This is a genomic window from Desulfovibrio porci, assembly GCF_009696265.1.
Classification (GTDB): Bacteria; Desulfobacterota; Desulfovibrionia; order Desulfovibrionales; family Desulfovibrionaceae; genus Desulfovibrio; species Desulfovibrio porci.
Window position 1 is genome coordinate 51,189 of record NZ_VUMH01000001.1, and the last position, 21,200, is coordinate 72,388.

Genomic DNA, 21,200 nt, shown 5'->3' on the forward strand with positions numbered 1-21,200 from the left:
GCTTCTCCCTCTCACTCCCCGGCCGTTGTTTCCGGCGCGTCGGGCACTTCCAGAAAAACCGCCGTTTCGTCGCAATCCGGGTATTTGGCGCAGTGCACGCAGTCAGCCCAGATTTTTTGCGGCAAGACGCTTTTATCCACCACTCTGAAACCTAAACGGGTGAAAAATGCTTCCTGATAGGTCAGGGCGAAAATCTTTTTCAGATGCAGCTCGCGGCATTCGTCGAGACAGGCCGCGACCATCCGCCGCCCCAGCCCCCGGCGGCGCAGATCGTCGCGCACCACCAGGGAACAGATTTCCCCCAGATCCTCCCAGACCGGAGCCAGGGCGCAGCAGGCCACAATTTCGCCGCCCGGAGCCTCCACCACAAAAAAATTGCGGATGTGCCCGTACAGATAGATCAGCGCGCGCGGCAGCAGCAGGCCCTTCTGGGCGCAGGTCAGCAAAAGGCCGTGCATGGCCTTCACATCGTCCAGGTGCGCCTTGCGGACGAGGTAATCCTGTTCCATTATTTCTGGCTCAAAAGTTTGTCGATGACCATTTTAAGCATGCTTTCGTCGGCCATGCCCGGTTCGGAAAGCACCAGCGTGCCGTCCTTGGCGTAAAAGGCATTATGCGGAATGCTGCTGACTTGATAGGCCCGGGTGATGTCCCGCCCGGCCAGATAGACCGGATAGTCCATGCCCATTTTTTTGACAAAGGGGGCTACGGGCGCGGCGTCCTCGTCCACGGCCAGACTGATGATCAGCACGCCCTTGTCCGCATAGGCCTTGCTGGTCTTGATCAGTTCGGGAATTTCCACCCGGCAGGGCGGGCACCAGGTGGCAAAGAAGTTGAGCATCACCACCTTGCCCTTGTTTTTGGCCAGCAGGTCCGTCAGACCTGCCAGGTTCAGCGAGGGCAATCCCTCGGCCCAGGCGACGCAGGGCAGAAGCAGACACAGCAGCAGGGGCAGGAATATTTTTTTCATATTTTGCCTTGAGTACAACAGCGCTAAAGGTTGGGGCGGCCGCGCCGCCCGGGCGGAGTCACACAAAATTTTTGGCCGCGCGCACAGCGCAGACCGCGTCCGGGCAATAGGCGTCGGCACCGATGGCGTCGGCGAACGCCTGAGTCACGGCCGCGCCGCCCACCATGACCTTGATGGGCAGGTCGCGCTCCCGGATCAGCCGGATGGTGTCCTCCATGCGGACCATGGTGGTGGTCATCAGCGCGGAGAGGCCGATGATACGCGCGTTATGCTCGAGGGCGCAAGCCACAATGGCCTCGGCGGGCACGTCCTTGCCCGCGTCCACCACGTCAAAACCGTGGTTGCCCAGCAGCAGGGCCACGATGTTCTTGCCGATGTCGTGGATGTCGCCCTCCACCGTGGCCATGACGATGACCGGGCGTTCCTTCTGGCCGCGATTGGCCTCCAGCCGGGGTTTGAGGTGGGCGAAGGCTGTCTGCATGGTTTCAGCGGCGCGGATGAGCTGGGGCAGAAAATACTCCCGCCGCTCGTAACGCGCCCCCACTTCGGTGATGGCCGGAATCAGCGTGTCCTGCACCAGAACAAAAGGATCGGCCCCGGCCTCCAGTTCCGCGTCCAACAGGGGAAGCACGTTTTCCTTGTCGCCGTTCAGCACGGCCTCACCCAGGGTTTTGGCAGCCCCGCCCCCGCCGTTCCGCCGCAGCACCGCGCCGCCCGCCGGTTTCCATTCGGCATAGGAGGCGATGAAGGATTCGGCGTGCGGATCATGAGCGCCGAGCACGCGCATGGCGTCCACAGCCTCACGCAGACGCGTGGCCGAGGGATTGGCGATGCAGGAGGTCAGGCCCGCGCCCACGGCCATGCTCAGAAATGTGGCGTTGAGCAGTTCGCGGGCGGGCAGGCCGAAGGAGATATTGGAGAGGCCCAGCGTTGTGGGCAGGCCCTGCGACCGGCACCAGCGCGCCATTTGCAGACACTGGCGGCCGCCCTCGGCCTTGGAGGACACGGCCAGGGCCAGGATGTCCACCATCACCAGACGGCGGGGAATGCCCAATGCGGCGGCCCGCTCCAGCAGGTGTTCCACAATGCGGATGCGCTCGGCGGCCCGCACCGGCAGCTTCGCCCCCTGCAAGGGCAGGAGGATGAAGGGCGCGCCGTAATCCCGGCAGAGCGGGCCGAGAACGTCCATGCGGTCGGCTTCGCCGCTGATGGAATTGACCAAGAAAGAACCGGGGCAGTACGGCAGGGCCTTGGCGATGGCCTCGGCGTTGGAGGAATCCAGCGAGAGCGGCAGGGTCAGCCGCCCGGCCAGACGCTGGACCAGATCGGGCAGCAAAACGGTTTCATCCACCAAGGATGCGCCCACGTTGACGTCCAACACTCCGGCCCCGGCCTCCACCTGCTGATCGGCCAGTTGCAGGGCCGTGTCGAAACGGCCTTCCTGCAATTCTTGGGTCAGCGCCTTTTTGCCTGTGGGATTGATGCGCTCGCCGATGACGACCAGGGGTTCGTCCACGCCGATACGCACCAGTTGCGAACGGCTGGTCAGGCAGATGCCGTCCCGGCGCGGTGTTTCCGGCAGTGCGCATTCCATGCCGCGCAGGGTCCGGGACAGGGCCGCCAGGTGTTGCGGCGTAGTGCCGCAGCAGCCGCCCAGGATGCGCGCGCCCAGCCCGGCAAAGGCGGCCGTTTTCCGGGCGAACTCCTCAGGTCCCAGCGGAAAGACCGTCACGTTGCCGCGCAGCTCGGGCAGACCGGCGTTGGGTTCAGCCATGACCGGGCAGGCGCAGGCCGACAGCAGTTCCCGGAGCACCGGCAGCATCTGGTCCGGCCCCAGACTGCAATTGGTGCCCACCACGTCCACGCCCAGATTCTGCATGGTTTCGGCGAAAATGGCCGGACTGGAGCCGGTCAGGCTGACGCCCTGCTCAAAGGTCATGGAGACCATGACCGGCAGGTCGCATTCCTGGCGGGCCGCCACCACGGCGGCACGGGCCTCGGCCAGATCGAACTGGGTTTCCACAAAAATCAGGTCCGCCCCACCGGCCACCAGGCCACGGATCTGGGCGGCAAAAGCGGCGATGAGATCGCGCGGTTCCACCGGCCCCAGCGGCTTGGCGAACTGACCGCTGGGGCCCACATTGCCGGCCACGAAAACGGGCCGTCCGGCGTCGCGCGCCGCTTCGCGGGCCACTTCGGCCATGCGCCTGTTGAAGGCGAAGACATCCAGATTTTTCGGCAGCTTGAAGGGATTGCCGCCGAAGGTGCAGGTGGTCAACAGGTCCGCCCCGGCGTCCAGGTAGGCCTTGTGAATGCCCCGCAGCACCTGGGGGCTTTCCATGCAGTATTGTTCCGGGCTCATGCCCACGGGAAGACCCGAAGCCTGCAGCATGGTGCCCATGGCCCCGTCCAGCAGCAGCGGCCGCCCAAGGTTCAGGGCCTGTCTGAATGTCATGTCAGCCATTTCGTCCACTCTTTGTCGTTAGGGCGGACGCGGACGCACGGACCGCCCGCGCGGAACGGGGTCCGGCGTTTTTTGATCTCCGCCGATGATAACTGTATAAGAAGTTGAGCAACAAGCGCCCGGCGCTTTTCAGCCCCTCCAGCCGGGAAAGCCTTCCGGAGAGCGGCTGGGTTTTTAGTACTGAAAAACATTGAAAAGGACAAACCAAAACTATAGCATAAAACATTGCCGCCTGTTCCGAGCGGCAATGACTGAGTATGAATAAAATGAAAAAAAATAATAAGATAGCCCCTTCCACGCGGCATAAGAGTGGAAAAGACAAGACAGCCTCCAAAAAAATCGCGCCTGAAATCGAAGTCCTTGAGGCTCCGCGCGACGACAAGGAGGATGAAGACCGGAATCTGGAAACGCTGGATATCCTGGACGGCGAAGAGCTGGCGGCAGGTGAAATTCTGGATGTGGACGACGACAAGGACGGCCCGGACGCGGAGCCGGAACTTGCCCTGGAGGAAGACCACGACGCTCCCCTACCCGCGCCGAGCCTGCCCCGCCTGCCCTCTCCGACCGGCACGCGCGACAGTCTGCACCTCTATTTGCGCGAGGTGAGCCGCTTTCCCATGCTCCAACCCGAAGAGGAACATGAGCTGGCTCTGCGCGTGCGTGACCACAACGATCCGGACGCGGCCTTCCGGCTGGTATCCTCCCATCTGCGGCTGGTGGTGCGCATCGCCATGGACTTCCAGCGACGCTGGATGCAGAACGTGCTGGATCTGGTGCAGGAAGGCAACGTGGGTCTGATGCGCGCGGTGAACAAGTTTGATCCGGACAAGGGCATCAAGTTCTCCTATTACGCCTCGTTCTGGATCAAGGCCTACATCCTCAAGTTCATCATGGACAACTGGCGAATGGTCAAGATCGGCACCACCCAGGTCCAGCGCAAGCTGTTCTACAATCTGAACCGCGAGCGCCAGAAGCTGATCGCCCAGGGCTATGATCCGGACGCCGCCATGCTCTCCGAGCATCTGGGCGTGACCGAGGATCAGATCAATGAAATGGACCAGCGTCTGGCCTCCACGGACCTTTCGCTCAACGTCCAGGTGGGCGAAGATTCCGGCGGGGCCACCCGCATGGACTTTCTGCCCGCTCTGGGGCCCGGCATCGAGGACAGCCTGGCCACGGACGAAATCGCGGGACTGGTGCGCTCGCGCCTGAAAACCATCATGCCCAAGCTCAACGAGAAGGAAGTCTACATTCTGCAGAACCGTCTGCTCACCGACGAGCCCGTCACCTTGCGTGAGATAGGCGAACGGTATAACGTCACGCGGGAACGCGTCCGTCAGCTTGAGGCCCGGCTTCTGGAAAAGATCCGCCAACACCTCACGCTGGATATCAAGGACTTTTCAGACGCATGGATACAATCATAAATGAAACGTAAGACCATAGCGCTGCTCTGCGCGTTGACGCTGGCCGCCACGGCTCCGCTTTCCCTTCTCGGCTGCGGCGGTTGTGCCGGCAACAAGCCGCAAACCGGCCAGACCTCCGACCGGACAGGCGAAGAATCCGCAGCCGGGGAGAAGTCCGCGCTCTCGCGCGGGGAGTCCGCCTCCCTCCAGAGCCTGCCCGTGCGGCCGCTGGAGAACGAGCTTTCGCCCGATGCGCAGAGCACCTATGCCTATCTGCTCTATACCCAGGCGCTGCTGGACGAGGACGAGGCAGCCTTGCTGCAGGCCGCATCCCTGCTCAAGACGTCTCCGGTTCCGGCCAAGGTCTGGATGGAGGGCGGGGTCTGGCTGATGAGCCGCAAGTCCCCCAATGCCGTAATCCTGCTGGAGCAGGCCCTGAGCGTCTGGCCCGAGGACATGTCGCTCAATCTGCTCTATGCCGAAGCGCTTCTGGAGCACGGCATGCCCGAGCGCGGCGTGGAACTGATGCGCGCCTACCTGCAAAAGCATCCGGATTCCCTGGACGCCCGTCTGGAGCTGGCCCTGCTGCTGGTCAAAAGCAAGCAGTTCACGGAAGCCGAAAAACTGCTCAACAGCGTGACGGCCAAACAGCGTTCCCCTCTGGTGGATTATTATCACGCCAGAGCGCTGATCGGCATGGAGCGCCGCAACGAGGCCATCCCTTATCTTCAGAAGGCCATCAGGGAAATGCCGGACTTTGTGGAGGCCCTGGCCGAGTTGGCCTTCATTTACGAGCAGCGCGGGGATCTGCGCGAAGCCCGCAATGTCTATGAAAAACTGATCAAGCTCAATTTTTCCACCCAGGATGTGGCTCTCAGGCTGGTGAACATTTCCCTGCGCCTGAAGCAGCCCGAAAAAGCCCTCCAGTATATGCGTCTGGGTCCGGCCACCGTGCCCTTCAAACTGACGGTAGCCAGCATGTTCATGGATTCGCGCCATTATCTGCAGGCCGAAAGCCTGCTCAAGCAGATCGTGGCCGACGGCGGCGCGCCCGGCGATGTCTATCTGCTGCTGGCGGATCTGGCCTACGAGCAGCGCCGTGATCTGTCCATGGCCCTGTCCTGGCTGGATAAAATGCCGTCCACCAGCAAAAGCTCCGGACGCGCCCGTCTGCTGCGCGCCCAACTCCTGGCCGAGGCCGGGCAGAACGACAACGCCCTCAAGGTGGTGCGCCAGGGGCGGAAAGATTTTGCCGAGATTCCCGACTTTCAGGAGTTTGAAATTCGCCTGCTGGCCCGTCAGAAACAGATGACGGACGCCCTCAAGGTGGCCCGCGAGGCGGTGAAAACATGGCCGGACAATACGGACCTGGCCTTTCTGCTGGGTTCCCTGCTGGACGAGACCGGCGACAAGAAGGGCGCTTTTACGGTCATGGAAGGCATCCTGACGAGCCATCCGGACAACTATCAGGCGCTCAACTATGTGGGCTACACTCTGGCCGAGGAAAGCCGGGAGCTGGAGCGGGCCGTCAAACTGCTGGCCAGGGCCAACGAGCTTTCGCCTGATCAGGCTTATATTGTGGACTCCCTGGCCTGGGCCTTGTTCAAATCCGGCCGCCTGGAAGAGGCCCTGAGCGAAATCCGCCGGGCCGTGAAGCTGGGCGATCAGGTGGACCCCTCCATCTGGGAGCATTACGGCGACATCGCCCAGCGCATGGGCCTCAAGGATGAGGCCCGCAAGGCCTATCAGAAGGCTCTGGACCTCAAACCCGCCAATGCCGAAACCTTGCGGCAGCGGCTTTCAACATTATGAAAAAACTCGTCCTTCTCTGTTGCTTTCTGCTGGCCTGCGCCTGTGCCAAACAGCCTTCCAGCCTGGATTCGGGTCCGGAGGCGCAAGCCCGTCTGGAAAGCCGCTGGCAGAAGTTTACAGCCGTCAGCGAGGCCGCGCCGCGCGCGCCCTATCGCCTGCAAATGAGCCTGCGCTTCGGCGCCGAAGGCGATACCCGCCGGGTCACGGCCCTGTTCTGGGGCAACAGCGAACGCCGGTTGCGTCTGGACGTCATGGCCGGCGTGGGCGCGGTGATCGCCAAAATTCTTGAAGACGGCCAACATTTTCTGGTCTACAGCCCAAGTGAAAACAAAGCCTATTTCTACCAGGGCGCGGCCAAGCCGCTGCTCAAAGTGGGCGTGCCCGTGCCCTTTGATCTGGAGCATCTGGCCGCCCTGCTCAACGGCCGCTACGCGGCGGTCTTCGGAGATGAGCACAACGCCGCCGCGGAACTGCCCGATGGCTTGGCGCGCTATGAGCTGAGCGGCAAACCCGGGGGCAGCGTGACCCTCAACGCCGAAGGTCTGCCCGTGGCCTGGCGCGAAGCCCCGCAGGGCGGCAAAGGCTGGAGCATGGACATCGCCTATGACGACGCAGTGCCGCCCCTGCCCCGCCGCCTGACCCTGACCCACAGCAACGGCAAACGCGCCATCCTGTTGGTTAAAGAGCGGGAAAAACCGGCCGGGGCCTTTACCACGGAGCAGATGAGCCTTACCTTGCCTGAAGGCGCGCCTCTGCTGCCGCTTTCGCAGTACAGAGCGCAGTAGTCCCCTATTTTCTCTGCAAGGAGCAGATATGCAACGCATCCACCTGGCATCGGACCACGCCGGATTTGACCTGAAGGCTACCCTGGCCCAGCAGCTGACCGGACTCGGCTACGAGGTTGTCGACGACGGAACCCATTCCAGGGAAAGTTGCGACTATCCCGTCTTTGCCCACAAACTCTGCGAAGCTGTGGAGCGTGAGCACTGCCTCGGCATCCTGGTCTGCGGCACGGGCATCGGCATGTCCCTGGCCGCCAACCGCCACCCCGGCATCCGGGCCGCGCTCTGCGCCACCGAACTGCACGCCCGCCTGAGCCGCCGCCACAACAACGCCAACGTGCTTTGCCTGGGTTCGCGCGTCACGGGCGTGGAACTGGCTCTGGCCATCATGGGGGCTTTTCTGGAAAGTCAGTTTGAAGGGGGCCGCCATCAGCGCCGCCTGGATCAGCTCAACGCCCCGGCCTGAGGCGTGGCAACGGCGAGACTTGCGCTTTTTTCGGCAGGCATGCACGCATCTCGCGCCGGAAGCCCTTTTGAGGGCAGATTGCCTTTGGAAGGCTATGCCTGTTCAAAGAGAATCTGCTCGATAACGACCACATAACTATACTGAATTCTGCCTTTTTCCGTATGGCTCGCAAATTTGCGCCGACGGTTGAAGCGGGGACAGGTCAGCAACAGCCCCTAAAGGATTGCCATGCAGCTCTACAACACTCTGGGCCGTCAAAAAGAAGAATTCATTCCGGTCCGGCCGGGCAAAGTTCATATGTACGTCTGCGGCATCACCGCCTATGACTACTGCCACATCGGCCACGCCCGTTCCGCCCTGGTGTTTGACGCTCTGGTCCGCCATTTGCGCCATCTGGGCCTGGAGGTCAGCTTCGTGCGCAACTTTACGGACGTGGACGACAAGATCATCAACCGCGCCAACAGCGAAGGCCGCGACTGGCGGGAAGTGGCCCAGACCTATATCGACGCCTTCCATGAAGACATGGACCGCCTGGGCGTGCTGCGCGCGGACTCCGAACCGCGCGCCACGGAATATATTCCCCAGATCCAGGATCTCTGCGCCAAACTGATCGACGAGGGCAAGGCCTACGCCACGCCTTCGGGCGACGTCTACTTCCGGGTGCGCTCCTACCCGCCCTACGGCAAACTTTCCGGCCGCAGTCTGGACGAACTGCTCTCGGGCGCACGCGTGGCGCCGGGCGAGGAAAAGGAAGATCCGCTGGACTTCGCCCTCTGGAAGGCCGCCAAGCCCGGCGAGCCCTCCTGGGACAGCCCCTGGGGCAAAGGCCGCCCCGGCTGGCATATCGAATGCTCGGCCATGAGCGGTCCCTATCTGCCACTGGATATCCACGGCGGCGGCCAGGACCTGATCTTCCCCCACCATGAGAACGAAATCGCCCAGTCAGAGGCCGTCTGCCGTTGCGAACTGGCCCGCTACTGGGTGCACAACGGCTTTGTGCAGGTCAATGCGGAAAAGATGTCCAAATCGCTGGGCAACTTTAAAACCATCCGCGACATTCTTGAAAGCTACCTTCCTGAAACTCTGCGCTTTTTCCTGCTGGGCAAGCACTACCGCAGTCCCATTGATTTCACCGCCGAAGGCATGGACGAGTCGGAAAAAGCCCAGCACCGGGTCTATTCCTCCCTGCTGGAAGCCCGCAAGGCTCTGGAGCGCGCCTCCCGGAAAAAAACGCCCCTGCCCGCCGAACTGCGGGAAGAATGGACAGCCCTGCCCACGGCCTTTGAAGCCGCGCTGGACGACGATCTGAACACGGCCCAGGCCCTGGGCCAGATTTTCTCCCAAGTGCGCATCGTCAACCGCCTGCTGGAGGAAAAAAGCCTGCGCGCGGCTGAAGGCACGCGGGAACTGCTGGAGGAATTCCTGGCCCGCGCCCGTGACTGGGACGCGCAACTGGGCCTGTTCGGCAGGGATCCCGCCGAATTTCTCTCTGAACTGCGCGCCATGCGCGTTGCCCGCAAAAACCTGGATATGGATCATGTGGAAAACCTGCTGCGCCAGCGTCGGGAAGCCCGCATGCAAAAGGATTTCGCCCGCTCCGACGCCCTGCGTGAGGAACTGCTCGGCCTGGGTGTGAGCGTGCGGGATACGCCGGACGGACAGGACTGGGATCTGGAATAGCCCCGCTTTCCGGCCCCGGCCTGGAACAGATTAACGTTACGAATTTAAATCCGTAACGTTTAAAGACGTCTACTTCGGCGCTTAACAGCGCAAATACATTGCGCTTACGCCTTCGTGGCTGGCGGTTGCTCTCGCAACCGCCAGAGCAATTTCAAACTGAAATTGCTCTATTGGTCCGGCCTTGCCGTGAGGAGAATATGCCGTTTCGTCGTTTCGCCGCCCGCCGCTGGACGGCCCTGCTGGTTCTGCTGGCCTTTCTGCTGCCGCAGTTCTTTCCCGTGCCGGCGCGGGCCTTCTTTTTCGGCGGCGTTTCCATCAAAGATGAACAGGAGATGGGCCACAAATTCGACGTGATGGTCCGCTCCAGCCTGCCCGTGGTCGAAGACCCGGAAGTAAGCCAGTACGTCAAATATCTGCTGGACCGCCTGGTCAAGGCCCTGCCGCCTCATCCGTTCAACTTCAGGGCCACGGTAGTCCTGCACAATTCTCTCAACGCCTTTGCCGTGCCCGGCGGCTATGTCTTTGTCTTCACGGGCATGATCATGAACCTGGAACGCGAAGAGGAACTGGCCGGGGTACTGGCCCACGAACTGGCCCATGTGACCCAGCGTCATGTGGCCGCCCGTCTGGAGCGGGCGCAATACCTGACTGTGGGCTCGCTCCTGCTGGCCATCGCCGGCGTGGCCGCCGGCGGCCCAGGAGGCGGCGCTCTAGCCATGGGAGCCCTGGGCGCGGGGCAGTCGGCCATGCTCAATTACAGCCGGGTGGACGAAAACGAAGCCGACCACCTCGGCCTGCAATACCTGATTGCCGCCGGCTATCCGCCCGCCGGCATGGTGGGCGGCTTCAAGGTGTTGCGCCAGAAAAGCTGGATGAGCGGCACCAGCATGCCCGCCTACCTTTCCACCCACCCGGCCATCGGCGACCGCGTCAACGGACTGCAGGCCCGCATCCAGACGCTGCCCGCCAATATTCGCGACCGCAAGCAGGACAACCGGCGCTTCACCCGCGTCAAAACCCTGCTCTGGGCCCGCTACGGCGACGAGCAGGCGGCCCTGCAACGCTTTTCCGGCAGGGACGGCCTGTCGGCCATGGGCCGGGGCATCGTGCTGGCCCGACAGAACAAGATCAACGAAGCCAGCGCGGCCTTTGATCAGGCGCTGGCCGCCGCGCCCGCAGACCCGCTGATCCTGCGCGAAGCCGGGGCCTTCCACTACCGCAAGGGGGACATGAGCCGGGCCGACGGCCTGTTGCGCCAAGCCATGAACCTTGATCCGCGCGACTACATGGCCTCCTTTTTCTACGCCCGGATGCTGGATGAGACCGGACGTCAGGCTCAGGCGGACAAATATTACGCGGAAGTGCTGCGTTACGTGCCGGAAGACGCCGAAGTGCATGAATCCTACGCCCGCTCGCTGGGCAAGGCGGGCAAAACGCTGGACGCCTACATCCATATGACCTACAGCGCCCTGTACTCCAACAACAAAAAGCAGACCGAGCGCTTTTTCAAGCAGGCCAAGGCCCTGGCCGACCGTTCGCCGGACAGGCGGCGGTTCCAGCGCCTGGAAGCGGCCTACAAGGAACGCAAGGAAATCTGGGATAAAAACTGATGGACACCCACGCGACAACTATTCTGGCGGTGAAAAAAGGCAACCATGTGGCCATGGCCGGGGACGGTCAGGTGACGCTGGGCCAGACCATGATTATGAAACACACGGCCCAGAAGGTGCGCCGCCTGTATGAAGGGCGCATTCTGGCCGGTTTCGCCGGAGCCACGGCGGACGCCTTCACCCTTTTTGAACTGTTCGAGGCCAAGCTCAAGGAAGTGCGCGGCAACCTGCTGCGCGCCGCTGTGGAGATGACCAAGGAATGGCGCAAGGACAAGTATCTGCGCAAGCTGGAAGCCATGCTGCTGCTGGCGGACAGTGAACATCTGCTGGTGGTTTCCGGCACGGGCGACGTCATTGAACCTGATGACGATGTGGCGGCCATCGGCAGCGGCGGCCCTTACGCCCTGGCGGCGGCCAGAGCGTTCATCCGGCACAGCGATCTCGACGCGGAAACCGTGGCCCGCGAGTCCATGCGTATCGCCTCGGAAATCTGCGTGTACACCAACGGTCATCTGACTGTGGAAACGCTATGATCCATCTCACGGCCGGTTGCAAGGTCAACCTGGGCCTGCATGTGGTCGGCGTGCGGGCCGACGGCTACCACGAGCTGGATTCGCTGTTTTATCCTCTGCCGACCCCCTGCGACCACCTGGAGATCAGGGAAACCGGCAGGCAGGGCATCGTGCTCCGTTGCGATGAGCCGGGCGTAAACCCGGAGCACAACACGCTGACCAGGGCTTATGCCGCTTTTGTCAAGGAGACGGGCGGCGCGCCCGGCATCGCGGTGCATTTGCGCAAGGGCATTCCGCTGGGCTCGGGTCTGGGCGGCGGCAGCAGCGATGCCGCCTCCCTGCTGCTCTGGCTCAACGAGCGCGCGGACCTGCCCCTGGACGCCGCCGGTCTGGCCCGCACGGCCTTGGCGGTGGGCGCGGACGCGCCTTTTTTTCTGTACAATCAGCCCTGCCGGGTACAAGGCATCGGCGAAATACTGACGCCCATGGACTATGATTTTTCCGGCCTCCGCCTGGTGCTGGTCTGTCCCGAAATCCATGTGGACACAGCTTGGGCCTTTGCCCGTTATGACGCCCTTTTCCCCCACGCGGACCGGACGGCGGCGCAAAACAGCTTGACAAAGAGCCCGTGCGAGGCTAATGGAACTTTTCTCTCTGGAGCAGGGAACGCGACATGGTCCGTGTGGGATATCCGCAACGATTTGGAAGCCGCGGTTTTTCCCCAGTATCCGCAACTGGCCGCCATCAAGGCGGATCTTTTGCGCCTTGGGGCCGACACGGCCTGCATGAGCGGCAGCGGTTCCAGCGTACTGGGCCTGTTCGACCGCGCGGCGGCGGCCAAAGCGGAAGACGCCGCAGCGGCCCTGCACGCGGAAAAGCGGCATGTCTACCTGCTTCCTCTGGGGAATACTGGGATGTAGCCAAGTGGTAAGGCAACGGGTTTTGGCTCCGTCATTCGAAGGTTCGAACCCTTCCATCCCAGCCACACAGCACACACGACGGCGGCGACGCCGTTCGCGTTGACCGGGCCGGGCGGCCCTTTCCGCCCACGCTTCCAGGCGTCACTGGCGTTGTCAGCGGCGGGCGCGGCCTCTCCTTTCAGAGCGTCGACATGTATCAACGGGCACTTCCAAGGCAAAACACGTTCATTGCCCGTGAACGCGTAAAGCAAGGCAGCCTCATGTTCAGCGACCTGAAAATCGTCACAGGTTCTTCCAATCCAGATCTGGCCAAGGCCATTTGCGACCACTTGGGTTGTCAGCTCACGCCCACGCTGGCCACCACGTTCAGCGACGGTGAACTGCGTATCGAAATCGGCGACAATGTGCGCGGGGACGACGTATTCGTCGTTCAGCCCACCTGTCCGCCCGCGGTCAACCGCAACCTGGTGCAGCTCTGTCTGATGCTGGACGCCCTTAAGCGGGCCAGCGCCGGGCGCATCACGGCGGTGATCCCCTATTACGCCTACGCCCGTCAGGACCGCAAGGTCAGCCCCCGCGCGCCCATCAGCGCCAAGCTGGTGGCGGACTTCATCAGCGTGGCCGGGGCCGAGCGCGTAGTGACCATCGACCTGCACGCCGGACAGATTCAGGGCTTTTTCGACTGCCCGGTGGACAATCTTTTTGCCGTGCCGGTCATGCTGGACAGCCTGCGCCAGCTCAATGAAGACAAAATCGTCATCGTTTCGCCCGACGCCGGGGGGGTGGAACGGGCCAGAGCCTATGCCAAGCGGCTCAACGCCCCTCTGGCCATTGTGGACAAGCGCCGCGACCGGCCCAACCAGGCCCAGGCCATGCATGTCATCGGCGAAGTGGAAGGCCGGGTGGCCATTGTGGTGGACGACATGATCGACACCGCGGGAACCCTGTGCGCCGGAGCCGAAGTGCTGCTCAAGTACGGGGCCACGAAGATCGTGGCCTGCGCCACCCATCCGGTGCTCTCCGGTCCGGCCATCGACCGCATCAACGAAACCGAGGCCCTTTCCCAGGTCATCGTCACGGATACCATTCCGCTGGGCGACAAACTGGAGCGCTGCCCCAAGCTGAAGGTCACTTCCGTGGCCGCGCTGCTGGGCAAGACCATTCACAACATCCATACCGGCTCTTCGGTAAGCGTGTTGTTTGTATAACCGGCGCGTGCCGGACAAAAAACGTGAATACGTCCCGCAAGGGAATGGCAAGAACCCCATACGAACTTTTTCCGCACGTTTCAGGCGGCGGCCAGCAAGGAGAGGATCATGAGTATTGAAAAAACGTTGAGCGTGCAGAAACGCGAAAATTGCGGCAAGGGTCCCAGCGGCCGCCTGCGTTCCCAGGATCTGATCCCCGGCGTGTTCTACACGGCCCAGGGCGAAAACATCATCGTGCAGGCCCCGACCCTGCCTCTGGAAAAGATCTATGGGGAAGTGGGCCACACCACCGTGTTCAACCTCGAGATCGACGAAAACGGCCAGAAGAGCACGCATCCCGTGCTGATCTGGCAGGTGCAGCGCCACCCTTACAAGAAGTGCTTCACCCACATCGACTTCTACGGTGTGGATCTGAACAAGGAAGTCAAGGTTGACGTGCCTCTGGAATTCGTGGGCGTTTCGCGCGGCGTGAAGCTGGGCGGCGTGCTGGAAACCTACCGCGAAAGCGTGCGTCTGAGCAGCAAGCCGCTGGAAATGCCCCAGAAGATCACCGTCGACGTGTCCGATATGGACATCAACGACACCATCAGCGTGGCTGACCTTCAGTTGCCCGCCAATGTGAGCGCCGTGTACGATCATAACTTCGCTGTGGTCAGCGTGCTGACCAAGACCAAGGAAGACGAGGAAAGCGGCGAGGAAGGCGCGGCTCCGGCGGCTGCGGAATAAGCCCCTTTTTCCGCTTTTTTTTCAGGCCGGTCCTCTGGGGCCGGCCTCATTTTTATCAGGAGGAAAGCCGCGCGAACGCCGCGCCCGCCCGAGCGAAGCCCATGCCCAGATATCCGGTTCAATATCACACCCTGCGTGGCGGCCGCCACGGCCTGATTCTCGAGCTCTGGCCCAATGCCGGCGCCGGAACCATGTTGTTTTACCCCGGCACCATGCTCTCGCCCTGGCAATACCGTCCTCTGCTGGCCGCCCTGCGTGAAGCCGGATTCGCCGTGGCCGCCCTGCACCTGACCGGGCACGGGCTCAACCCGCATAGCGTGGGCTTCACCTTTGACGATCTGCTGCGTGACGGACTGGAGGCCGAGCGCTGGCTGCACGACGCGGGTCTGGGGCCGCTGGCGGTCTGCGGGCACAGCCAGGGCGGCATCCTGACGCTGGCCCATGCCGCGTCATCACGGCACCTGGCGGCGGCCTTTCCCATCTGCGGCATTTTGCCCCAACAGAGCGAGGCCATTGCCCTGACTCTTTTCCGCCCGCTGGCCGCGCGGCGACAGAAGCTGATGGCCGTCATCAACGCTCTGGCCCGGCGTATGCCGCGCCTGCCCCTGCCCGTACCGGCCTACCTTTCCCTGCGGCGGATCAGCGCCGGTGCGCGCCACATCCGCGCCAACCGCCGCAAAAGCCGTTCGACCTATCCGCTGGCATTTCTGGCCAGCCTGTTCAATGCCCGCCTTTCGCCGCGCCTGCATTGCCCGCTCTACTTTTTTAATGCGTGGGACGACGCCCTGTTCACGCCCGCGCTGGTCCAATCCACCTTCGACCTGCTGCGCGCCCCGCGAAAACGGCTGATCTGGCTGCCCGGCGGCGGCCATCTGGCGGCCATGAACCCGCCCGCCTGCCGTTATCTGGCCCGCACGGCGGCGGCGGCCTGCGCGGGTCTGGGGCTGCCCCTAAGGCTGGAATCCCCGGATGCGCCCAGCCCGGATTCGCTTTGAAATATTATACTTTTCAAAGTTGGAATGCCTGACGGCAGTCTCATTTCCCACGCGTCTTCAACCCGTAAGGATCGCTCATGGAATATACAGGCGTACTGGTGGGCCTCGGCAATCCCGGCCCGCGCTATGACGGCACCCGGCATAATTGCGGCTTCGCCCTGGTTTCCGCCTTGCTGGAGCTGGCGGAAAAAGAAGGAGATCTCAACGCCCTCAACGGCGGCAAATTCTCCTGTGAACTCTGGCGGGTCCGTCTTCCGCAACTGGGCGGAACCTGGCTGGCGGCCAAGCCCCAGACATTTATGAATCTCAGCGGCCAGTGCGTGCAGCCCCTGCTGGCCTGGCACAAACTCAAACCCGAGCAGTTGGTGGTGGCCCATGATGAACTGGACATTCCGGCCGGAGAGCTGCGCTTCAAGCGCGGCGGCGGCAATGCCGGACACAACGGCCTCAAATCCATCACCGAGTTGCTGGGTACGCCCGATTTTTACCGTCTGCGCCTGGGCATAGGGCGACCGCCCCACAAAGGCGACGTCACCAACTGGGTTCTGGGACGGCCTGACGCGGAGGACGCCGGGAAGTTGCGCGCCTCCCTGCCCATGGCTCTGGACACGCTCTTTGCCTTTGCGGACAAGGGCCTGGAGGCCGCCGTGCGCATGGCGCGTAAGGCCGACGCGCCCAAACCGCCTAAAACCGGAACAAAAGCCGCGGATACGGACATGCCGAACGGATAAAATTTCTTTCTCTCTGGACAGCCGTTCGCAGATGGAGTATCAGTTTTGGAGAGTGGATACGTATATCCATGCCTCTTCAAGCGTAATTTGTTCTCCTTCCTGCCCTTTTCCGCGGGAAACAGGGGCACGCCGGGCGTAGTCGGCATAGTGCCCGAGACGGGCGGATATTTGCCGGAAAATCGCGTTTCCGCGAATGTTTCGTCTGCTTGCGAGGCCTTCGTAACACACTGAGAACTCTGCGGAGCGGCGTCCCCTTGCGGCGCGTGGTGAAAGAATGTTCACACCGGACGATCTCGTGGTTTATCCGGCCCAGGGCGTGGGCAAAATAGAGCGCATCGACCGACAGAATATCGGCGGCATCGCGTGCGAGTTCTATATTGTCCGCATCCGCGCCAATAACATCACGCTGATGGTTCCGGTGAATAATGCCGTCAATGTGGGCCTGCGCACTCTCACGCCCAAAGATGAAGCCCAGCGCATTCTGCAAACCTTGCGCGGCGACACGGATACGCCGGTCTATACCGGACAGAACTGGAACCGGCGCTTCCGCGAATATTCCGAACGTCTCAAAAGCCCGGAACTCGCCGTGGTTACGGAAGTTTTGCGCGAATTGCTGCTCATCGGGCGCGGCAAGGAACTCTCTTTCGGTGAACGCCGCCTGCAGGAGCAGGCCATGGGCCTGGTCACCGGCGAACTGGCGGAAGTGCTGGAACTGTCGGAAGATTCCCTGCGCGGAGAGCTGCTCGAACGTTACGCTCCGCCGCCGCAGGTCGAAGCCGTGAATAACTGAGGAACGGCCGGGCAAATCAGCCTTGAAAACCCCGCGTTTTCTTCGTCCTTCAGCTGGAAAGCGCGGTTTCGGCATATTGCGCGCCGCGTCGGCGGCACGAAGGCTGTTGCGCTTCATTCGGCATATCTATATTTTTTTCTTGCCATCAGCGCCAAGATACGCTAATCGCATTGACGCACATCTTTTTTGTTCCCTTATCATTCGCCTGCCGCACTACAATGCCGTTTGACATTGTAAATGTTTTTTCATGTAGTTTCTTCAAAAAATCGGACCGTTATGCGTAAAAAGAAAACGACCCCCACACTGTTGACCGACAGCGCCATGAGTCTTACGGATTTGAAAACCCGCAGCATGCAGGAACTCATGGAGCTGGCCGAGCAGTTTGAGATTGAGAATGCGAGTTCCATGCGTAAACAGGAGCTCATTTTCGCACTGCTCTCGACCTGCGCTTCGCAAAACGGCGCCATTTGCGGCGACGGCGTGCTGGAAATATTGCCCGACGGCTTCGGTTTTCTGCGCTCGCCGTTGTGCAGCTACATGCCGGGGCCGGACGACATCTATGTCTCTCCATCCCAGATCCGCCGTTTTTCGTTGCGCAAGGGGGATATCGTTTCCGGCCAGATCAGGCCGCCCAAGGAGGGGGAGCGCTACTTCGCCCTGCTCAAGGTGACCGAAATAGGCTTTGAACCGCCGGAACACGCCAAAAATCTCGTTCTTTTCGACAACCTCACCCCCATCTATCCCGATCATCAGCTCGTCATGGAAAATGGCGAGAAAAATCTCTCCAACCGGGTCATCGACCTCATGGCCCCCATCGGGCGCGGCCAGCGCGGCCTTATCGTGGCCCCCCCGCGCACCGGCAAAACCATCCTGCTTCAGTCGCTGGCCAACGCCATCAACGCCAACAATCCCGAAGTCTATCTCATCGTGCTGCTCATTGACGAGCGGCCGGAAGAAGTCACGGACATGGAACGCACGGTCAAAAAGGCGGAAGTCATCAGTTCCACCTTTGACGAGCCGCCGCAGCGCCATGTGCAGGTCTGCGAAATGGTGCTGGAAAAGGCCAAACGCCTGGTGGAGCGCAAGCGCGACGTGGTCATCCTGCTGGACTCCATCACCCGTCTGGGCCGGGCCTACAATGCGGTGACGCCTTCATCGGGCCGGGTGCTTTCCGGCGGTCTGGACGCCAACGCCCTGCAACGGCCCAAGCGCTTTTTCGGCGCGGCCCGCAATATTGAGGAAGGCGGCAGCCTGACCATCATCGCCACGGCCCTTATCGACACGGGTTCGCGCATGGACGAGGTGATCTTTGAGGAATTCAAAGGCACCGGCAACATGGAAATCTATCTGGACCGCCATCTTTCGGAAAAACGCGTCTTCCCGGCCATCGACATCAACCGCACGGGCACCCGCAAGGAAGATCTGCTGCTGGCTGACGACGTGCTCAACCGCGTCTGGATTTTGCGCAAGATTCTGGCCCCCATGTCGTCCATCGACAGTATGGAATTCCTGCTGGACAAGATGCGCGCCACCAAGTCCAACAAGGACTTTATGAACGCCATGGGCAAGTAAGCCCTTTTCCCGCCGGAACAAAAAAGCCTTTCCCCACGCCTGGAGAAAGGCTTTTTTTATGGCGCGCCCAAGCCGGAGACATATGGACATGCGGGAACAGAACACAACAGCTTTTGCGCCATTGCCCTAGCCGCATACGGCGGACAAGGCCACCTTGCGCATCGTGGCCGCCGGTTCCGGCAATCCCGCCAGATCCGCCAGTCTGGCACGCTTTCTGGCAGCTGCCTTTTTGTTCCTGGCGCTGCTGCTCCTGCTGATTGGTCTGGCGAAACGGCATGAGGCGGCCCTGGCCGGGGCGGGCGGTCTTCTGCTTGCCGGGCTGTCCCTGCTTGCTATCGGCCGTTTCAACGTACGCCCCGTCGTTTTGCTGAACCGGGAGAAAAAGGAAATCCTGCTTTCCCGGCGTCGGCTGGGACGACTGCAATTTCACGCAGTTCCCGTGGACCGGATTGAGCTGTCTGTTGAACAGCATGCCTCGTTCTGCCGCCTGCATATTGTTCCCCGCCATGAGAACGGCGCAAACGAAGGCCGTGGCCGGAGCACTCAGGATAAACAATGGCGGAGCGGCATGACGCTGGCCTGCCGTGCCAATGGTGAACATCTGCCCGCCCTGCTGCGGGATTGGCTGGACTACGGCTTGGCCTTGGATGTCGACGATAGCGGCGATGCGGAAGAGTACGCGGCGGCTCTTGACGGCATGAGACTTCCCCCGGAAGTGGAAGCCTGGGCGCGACCCGGCTCCCCCGGTAAGTGGAGCTCGAAAAATACCGAAGCAGAAGGAACCGCGAACCGTCCCGCGTCCCGCTCCGGCTCCGGTCCCGCTCTCAAATCCGAACCGGATGAAGCTTTGGCCCGCCGTCCGGAAATCCACAGGGCGGGCGATCTGCGGGATGCCACACGCGGACGCGACAAACGCGGCTAGGGTGTGTTACGGCAAAGCCCCAATCACACGTCCACCGATACCCGCACCGACAGAACCGACAGGTAAAAAAATGCCGGTTGTCCTGTAACGACAAGACAACCGGCACTTGGCCAGACCCTGTAAAATAGCGCTACATCTAAACCAGTTTCTTCACCGCCGCCAGAGCCGCGTCGTAGTCGGGTTCGTTGGTCACTTCAGGCACAAGCTGGCTGTAGGCCAGCGTGCCGTCAGGGGCCACCACGAAGATGGCGCGGGCCAGCAGGCGAAGTTCCTGGATCAGCACACCGTAATTTTTGCCGAAGCTTGTATCCTTGTAGTCGGACAGGGTTTCCACAGACTTGACCCCGGCTGCGCCGCACCAGCGGGCCTGGGCAAAAGGCAGATCGCAGCTCACCGCCACAATGCGCACCTTGTCGGACAGTCCGGCGGCTTCGGTGTTGAAGCGGCGCACTTCCAGATCGCAGACGGGCGTGTCCAGCGAGGGCACACTGACCAGCACCAGCACTTTACCGGCGTAATCCTTGAGACCGCGCGGGCTCAGATCGTTGGCGGCCAGAATGAAATCCGGGGCTTTCCGGCCCTGAACGGGCAGTTCGCCCTCAAGATGCAGGGTATTGCCCTGAAAGGTAACCGTATTCATATGAAAAACTCCTTGATGGTCACTTTGTATTTTAAAATTCTGCCGCATGACCTTCAAATTGTCAATAATTATTCCTGACAAGCTATAGTGATAAAGAGCGCCGCGCTCAATCCCAGACCAGAGCGCACCATTCGCCCTCAATGATCCGTCGGGCCGCGGACAGGCCTTGCGCCGTGTACGCGGCCTCCACGCCGTCGGCCTGGATTTCCAGCAGGCCGGAAAGCACCAGACAGCCTTCGGGCTTGCGGGCGGCGGCCACAGCCGGAGCCAGTTCCGTCAGGGGGCGGGCCAGAATATTGGCCAGGACCAGATCAAAGGTGCGACCGGCAGCGGCTTCGATGCCGCCGAGAGCCGCCGCAAAACCGTCCACCTGATTGAGCGCCCGGTTCTCCAGAGCGTTGTCCACGGCCAGAGGGTCAATATCCAGGCCCAGACCACTGAGGCCGCTCTTGCAGCAGGCGATGCCCAGCACGCCGGAACCCGTGCCCAGATCCAGAAAACTCTGGCCGGGCGTTATGCGCCCCTGATCCAGCAGGTCGCTCACAACGCTCAGGCACAGCGCCGTGGTGGCATGATGTCCGGTGCCAAAGGCGCTCTTGGGTTCGATAAGTATGGGCGTGCGGTCCGGGAACTCCGGGCTGCCGGCCAGCCAGGGCGGCAGCACCACAAAGCGCGAACCGCAGCAAACCGGCGTGAAAAACTGTCGCCAAGCCGAGAGCCAGTCCTGCGCTTCCAGCGTCTTCAGGGTGCAGCACGCCTCGGGCGTGCCCCGCGCTATGCCGTCCCGCAAGGTGTGGAGAAAGTCTTCCTTTTCGCAGTGCACGCGAAAGCGCGTCTCGCCCGTGGGCAGGCTTTCCTCCTCCCAGCCGAACGGCGCCCGCAAGGCCAGCAGGCCGCTGATCCGGTCAACTTCCTCTTCCCGGGCCACAATATCCAGACGGAAAATCTGCTGCATCCGATGGTTCCTTTGTCTTGCGCGGCAGCGCCGCTTCCGGTT

At 61.9% G+C, this 21,200-nt stretch carries 20 protein-coding genes and 1 tRNA gene; 16 read left to right on the top strand and 5 right to left on the bottom strand.

The window, feature by feature from the left end:
• Positions 1-11: 11 nt before the first annotated feature.
• From FYJ44_RS00225 to FYJ44_RS00235, 3 genes are read right to left on the bottom strand one after another with little or no spacing between them, the layout of a single operon-like run.
• Entirely contained in the window at positions 12-509 is a 498-nt protein-coding gene (locus FYJ44_RS00225; protein WP_154508166.1) for an N-acetyltransferase, read from the bottom strand.
• Complete coding sequence (locus tag FYJ44_RS00230; protein ID WP_154508167.1) at positions 509-970, bottom strand: TlpA family protein disulfide reductase; 462 nt, start codon at positions 968-970, stop codon at positions 509-511. Before FYJ44_RS00230 ends, FYJ44_RS00225 begins: the two co-directional genes overlap by 1 nt.
• A gap of 58 nt (positions 971-1,028) precedes the next feature.
• Positions 1,029-3,425 carry a homocysteine S-methyltransferase family protein gene (locus tag FYJ44_RS00235; RefSeq protein ID WP_374042598.1) on the bottom strand — a complete coding sequence of 799 codons (2,397 nt, stop codon included), beginning with the start codon at positions 3,423-3,425 and terminating at the stop codon, positions 1,029-1,031.
• 275 nt (positions 3,426-3,700) lie between these two features.
• On the opposite strand from FYJ44_RS00235, the gene FYJ44_RS00240 reads away from it, so the two are divergent.
• From FYJ44_RS00240 to FYJ44_RS00315, 16 genes are all read left to right on the top strand, one after another.
• Positions 3,701-4,858: a sigma-70 family RNA polymerase sigma factor gene (locus FYJ44_RS00240; protein ID WP_154508169.1), complete on the top strand. Its 1,158-nt coding sequence runs from the start codon at positions 3,701-3,703 to the stop codon at positions 4,856-4,858.
• Positions 4,859-6,649: a tetratricopeptide repeat protein gene (locus FYJ44_RS00245; RefSeq protein ID WP_154508170.1), complete on the top strand. Its 1,791-nt coding sequence runs from the start codon at positions 4,859-4,861 to the stop codon at positions 6,647-6,649. It abuts the gene before it with no gap.
• Positions 6,646-7,434, top strand: a complete 789-nt coding sequence (locus FYJ44_RS00250) for a hypothetical protein (RefSeq protein ID WP_154508171.1) — start codon at positions 6,646-6,648, stop codon at positions 7,432-7,434. Before FYJ44_RS00245 ends, FYJ44_RS00250 begins: the two co-directional genes overlap by 4 nt.
• Positions 7,435-7,462: 28 nt before the next feature.
• Positions 7,463-7,897: a ribose 5-phosphate isomerase B gene (gene rpiB / locus FYJ44_RS00255; protein WP_154508172.1), complete on the top strand. Its 435-nt coding sequence runs from the start codon at positions 7,463-7,465 to the stop codon at positions 7,895-7,897.
• A 228-nt stretch (positions 7,898-8,125) separates the two neighbouring features.
• Positions 8,126-9,577 carry a cysteine--tRNA ligase gene (gene cysS / locus FYJ44_RS00260; protein ID WP_154508173.1) on the top strand — a complete coding sequence of 484 codons (1,452 nt, stop codon included), beginning with the start codon at positions 8,126-8,128 and terminating at the stop codon, positions 9,575-9,577.
• 197 nt (positions 9,578-9,774) lie between these two features.
• Entirely contained in the window at positions 9,775-11,187 is a 1,413-nt protein-coding gene (locus FYJ44_RS00265) for a beta-barrel assembly-enhancing protease (RefSeq protein WP_154508174.1), read from the top strand.
• Positions 11,187-11,720 (top strand): ATP-dependent protease subunit HslV, encoded by a 534-nt coding sequence (gene hslV, locus FYJ44_RS00270; protein ID WP_154508175.1) that lies wholly within the window; start codon positions 11,187-11,189, stop codon positions 11,718-11,720. The genes FYJ44_RS00265 and hslV overlap by 1 nt, the downstream gene beginning before the upstream one ends.
• Complete coding sequence (gene ispE / locus FYJ44_RS00275) at positions 11,717-12,619, top strand: 4-(cytidine 5'-diphospho)-2-C-methyl-D-erythritol kinase (protein WP_154508176.1); 903 nt, start codon at positions 11,717-11,719, stop codon at positions 12,617-12,619. Before hslV ends, ispE begins: the two co-directional genes overlap by 4 nt.
• A tRNA-Gln gene (locus FYJ44_RS00280) sits at positions 12,610-12,684 on the top strand. The genes ispE and FYJ44_RS00280 overlap by 10 nt, the downstream gene beginning before the upstream one ends.
• Before the next feature lie 195 nt (positions 12,685-12,879).
• Positions 12,880-13,827: a ribose-phosphate diphosphokinase gene (locus FYJ44_RS00285; protein ID WP_154508177.1), complete on the top strand. Its 948-nt coding sequence runs from the start codon at positions 12,880-12,882 to the stop codon at positions 13,825-13,827.
• A gap of 108 nt (positions 13,828-13,935) precedes the next feature.
• Positions 13,936-14,553, top strand: a complete 618-nt coding sequence (locus tag FYJ44_RS00290) for a 50S ribosomal protein L25/general stress protein Ctc (protein ID WP_154508178.1) — start codon at positions 13,936-13,938, stop codon at positions 14,551-14,553.
• A 101-nt stretch (positions 14,554-14,654) separates the two neighbouring features.
• Complete coding sequence (locus tag FYJ44_RS00295) at positions 14,655-15,548, top strand: alpha/beta hydrolase (protein ID WP_154508179.1); 894 nt, start codon at positions 14,655-14,657, stop codon at positions 15,546-15,548.
• 77 nt (positions 15,549-15,625) lie between these two features.
• Positions 15,626-16,279: an aminoacyl-tRNA hydrolase gene (gene pth, locus FYJ44_RS00300; RefSeq protein WP_154508180.1), complete on the top strand. Its 654-nt coding sequence runs from the start codon at positions 15,626-15,628 to the stop codon at positions 16,277-16,279.
• Between the two features lie 274 nt (positions 16,280-16,553).
• Positions 16,554-17,069 (top strand): CarD family transcriptional regulator, encoded by a 516-nt coding sequence (locus FYJ44_RS00305; RefSeq protein ID WP_154508181.1) that lies wholly within the window; start codon positions 16,554-16,556, stop codon positions 17,067-17,069.
• A 276-nt stretch (positions 17,070-17,345) separates the two neighbouring features.
• Positions 17,346-18,641, top strand: coding sequence for a transcription termination factor Rho (gene rho / locus FYJ44_RS00310; RefSeq protein WP_154508182.1), 1,296 nt, complete (start codon positions 17,346-17,348; stop codon positions 18,639-18,641).
• 163 nt (positions 18,642-18,804) lie between these two features.
• Positions 18,805-19,563: a hypothetical protein gene (locus tag FYJ44_RS00315; protein ID WP_407643772.1), complete on the top strand. Its 759-nt coding sequence runs from the start codon at positions 18,805-18,807 to the stop codon at positions 19,561-19,563.
• A gap of 136 nt (positions 19,564-19,699) precedes the next feature.
• Here the strand turns inward: FYJ44_RS00315 and tpx are convergent, their stop codons facing one another.
• Both tpx and FYJ44_RS00325 read right to left on the bottom strand, forming a co-directional pair.
• The gene (gene tpx, locus FYJ44_RS00320; RefSeq protein WP_154508183.1) at positions 19,700-20,203 is read right to left on the bottom strand and encodes a thiol peroxidase; all 504 of its coding nucleotides are present in this window, start codon (positions 20,201-20,203) and stop codon (positions 19,700-19,702) included.
• A gap of 106 nt (positions 20,204-20,309) precedes the next feature.
• Positions 20,310-21,158: a 50S ribosomal protein L11 methyltransferase gene (locus tag FYJ44_RS00325; RefSeq protein WP_154508184.1), complete on the bottom strand. Its 849-nt coding sequence runs from the start codon at positions 21,156-21,158 to the stop codon at positions 20,310-20,312.
• Positions 21,159-21,200: the final 42 nt, after the last annotated feature.

Excerpts from the sequence above, each read along its gene's own strand:
- FYJ44_RS00225 (WP_154508166.1), bottom strand. The coding sequence starts at position 509 with ATGGAACAGGATTACCTCGTCCGCAAGGCGCACCTGGACGATGTGAAG.
- FYJ44_RS00230 (WP_154508167.1), bottom strand. The coding sequence starts at position 970 with ATGAAAAAAATATTCCTGCCCCTGCTGCTGTGTCTGCTTCTGCCCTGC.
- FYJ44_RS00235 (WP_374042598.1), bottom strand. The coding sequence starts at position 3,425 with ATGACATTCAGACAGGCCCTGAACCTTGGGCGGCCGCTGCTGCTGGAC.
- FYJ44_RS00240 (WP_154508169.1), top strand. The coding sequence starts at position 3,701 with ATGAAAAAAAATAATAAGATAGCCCCTTCCACGCGGCATAAGAGTGGA.
- FYJ44_RS00245 (WP_154508170.1), top strand. The coding sequence starts at position 4,859 with ATGAAACGTAAGACCATAGCGCTGCTCTGCGCGTTGACGCTGGCCGCC.
- FYJ44_RS00250 (WP_154508171.1), top strand. The coding sequence starts at position 6,646 with ATGAAAAAACTCGTCCTTCTCTGTTGCTTTCTGCTGGCCTGCGCCTGT.
- rpiB (WP_154508172.1), top strand. The coding sequence starts at position 7,463 with ATGCAACGCATCCACCTGGCATCGGACCACGCCGGATTTGACCTGAAG.
- cysS (WP_154508173.1), top strand. The coding sequence starts at position 8,126 with ATGCAGCTCTACAACACTCTGGGCCGTCAAAAAGAAGAATTCATTCCG.
- FYJ44_RS00265 (WP_154508174.1), top strand. The coding sequence starts at position 9,775 with ATGCCGTTTCGTCGTTTCGCCGCCCGCCGCTGGACGGCCCTGCTGGTT.
- hslV (WP_154508175.1), top strand. The coding sequence starts at position 11,187 with ATGGACACCCACGCGACAACTATTCTGGCGGTGAAAAAAGGCAACCAT.
- ispE (WP_154508176.1), top strand. The coding sequence starts at position 11,717 with ATGATCCATCTCACGGCCGGTTGCAAGGTCAACCTGGGCCTGCATGTG.
- FYJ44_RS00285 (WP_154508177.1), top strand. The coding sequence starts at position 12,880 with ATGTTCAGCGACCTGAAAATCGTCACAGGTTCTTCCAATCCAGATCTG.
- FYJ44_RS00290 (WP_154508178.1), top strand. The coding sequence starts at position 13,936 with ATGAGTATTGAAAAAACGTTGAGCGTGCAGAAACGCGAAAATTGCGGC.
- FYJ44_RS00295 (WP_154508179.1), top strand. The coding sequence starts at position 14,655 with ATGCCCAGATATCCGGTTCAATATCACACCCTGCGTGGCGGCCGCCAC.
- pth (WP_154508180.1), top strand. The coding sequence starts at position 15,626 with ATGGAATATACAGGCGTACTGGTGGGCCTCGGCAATCCCGGCCCGCGC.
- FYJ44_RS00305 (WP_154508181.1), top strand. The coding sequence starts at position 16,554 with ATGTTCACACCGGACGATCTCGTGGTTTATCCGGCCCAGGGCGTGGGC.
- rho (WP_154508182.1), top strand. The coding sequence starts at position 17,346 with ATGCGTAAAAAGAAAACGACCCCCACACTGTTGACCGACAGCGCCATG.
- tpx (WP_154508183.1), bottom strand. The coding sequence starts at position 20,203 with ATGAATACGGTTACCTTTCAGGGCAATACCCTGCATCTTGAGGGCGAA.
- FYJ44_RS00325 (WP_154508184.1), bottom strand. The coding sequence starts at position 21,158 with ATGCAGCAGATTTTCCGTCTGGATATTGTGGCCCGGGAAGAGGAAGTT.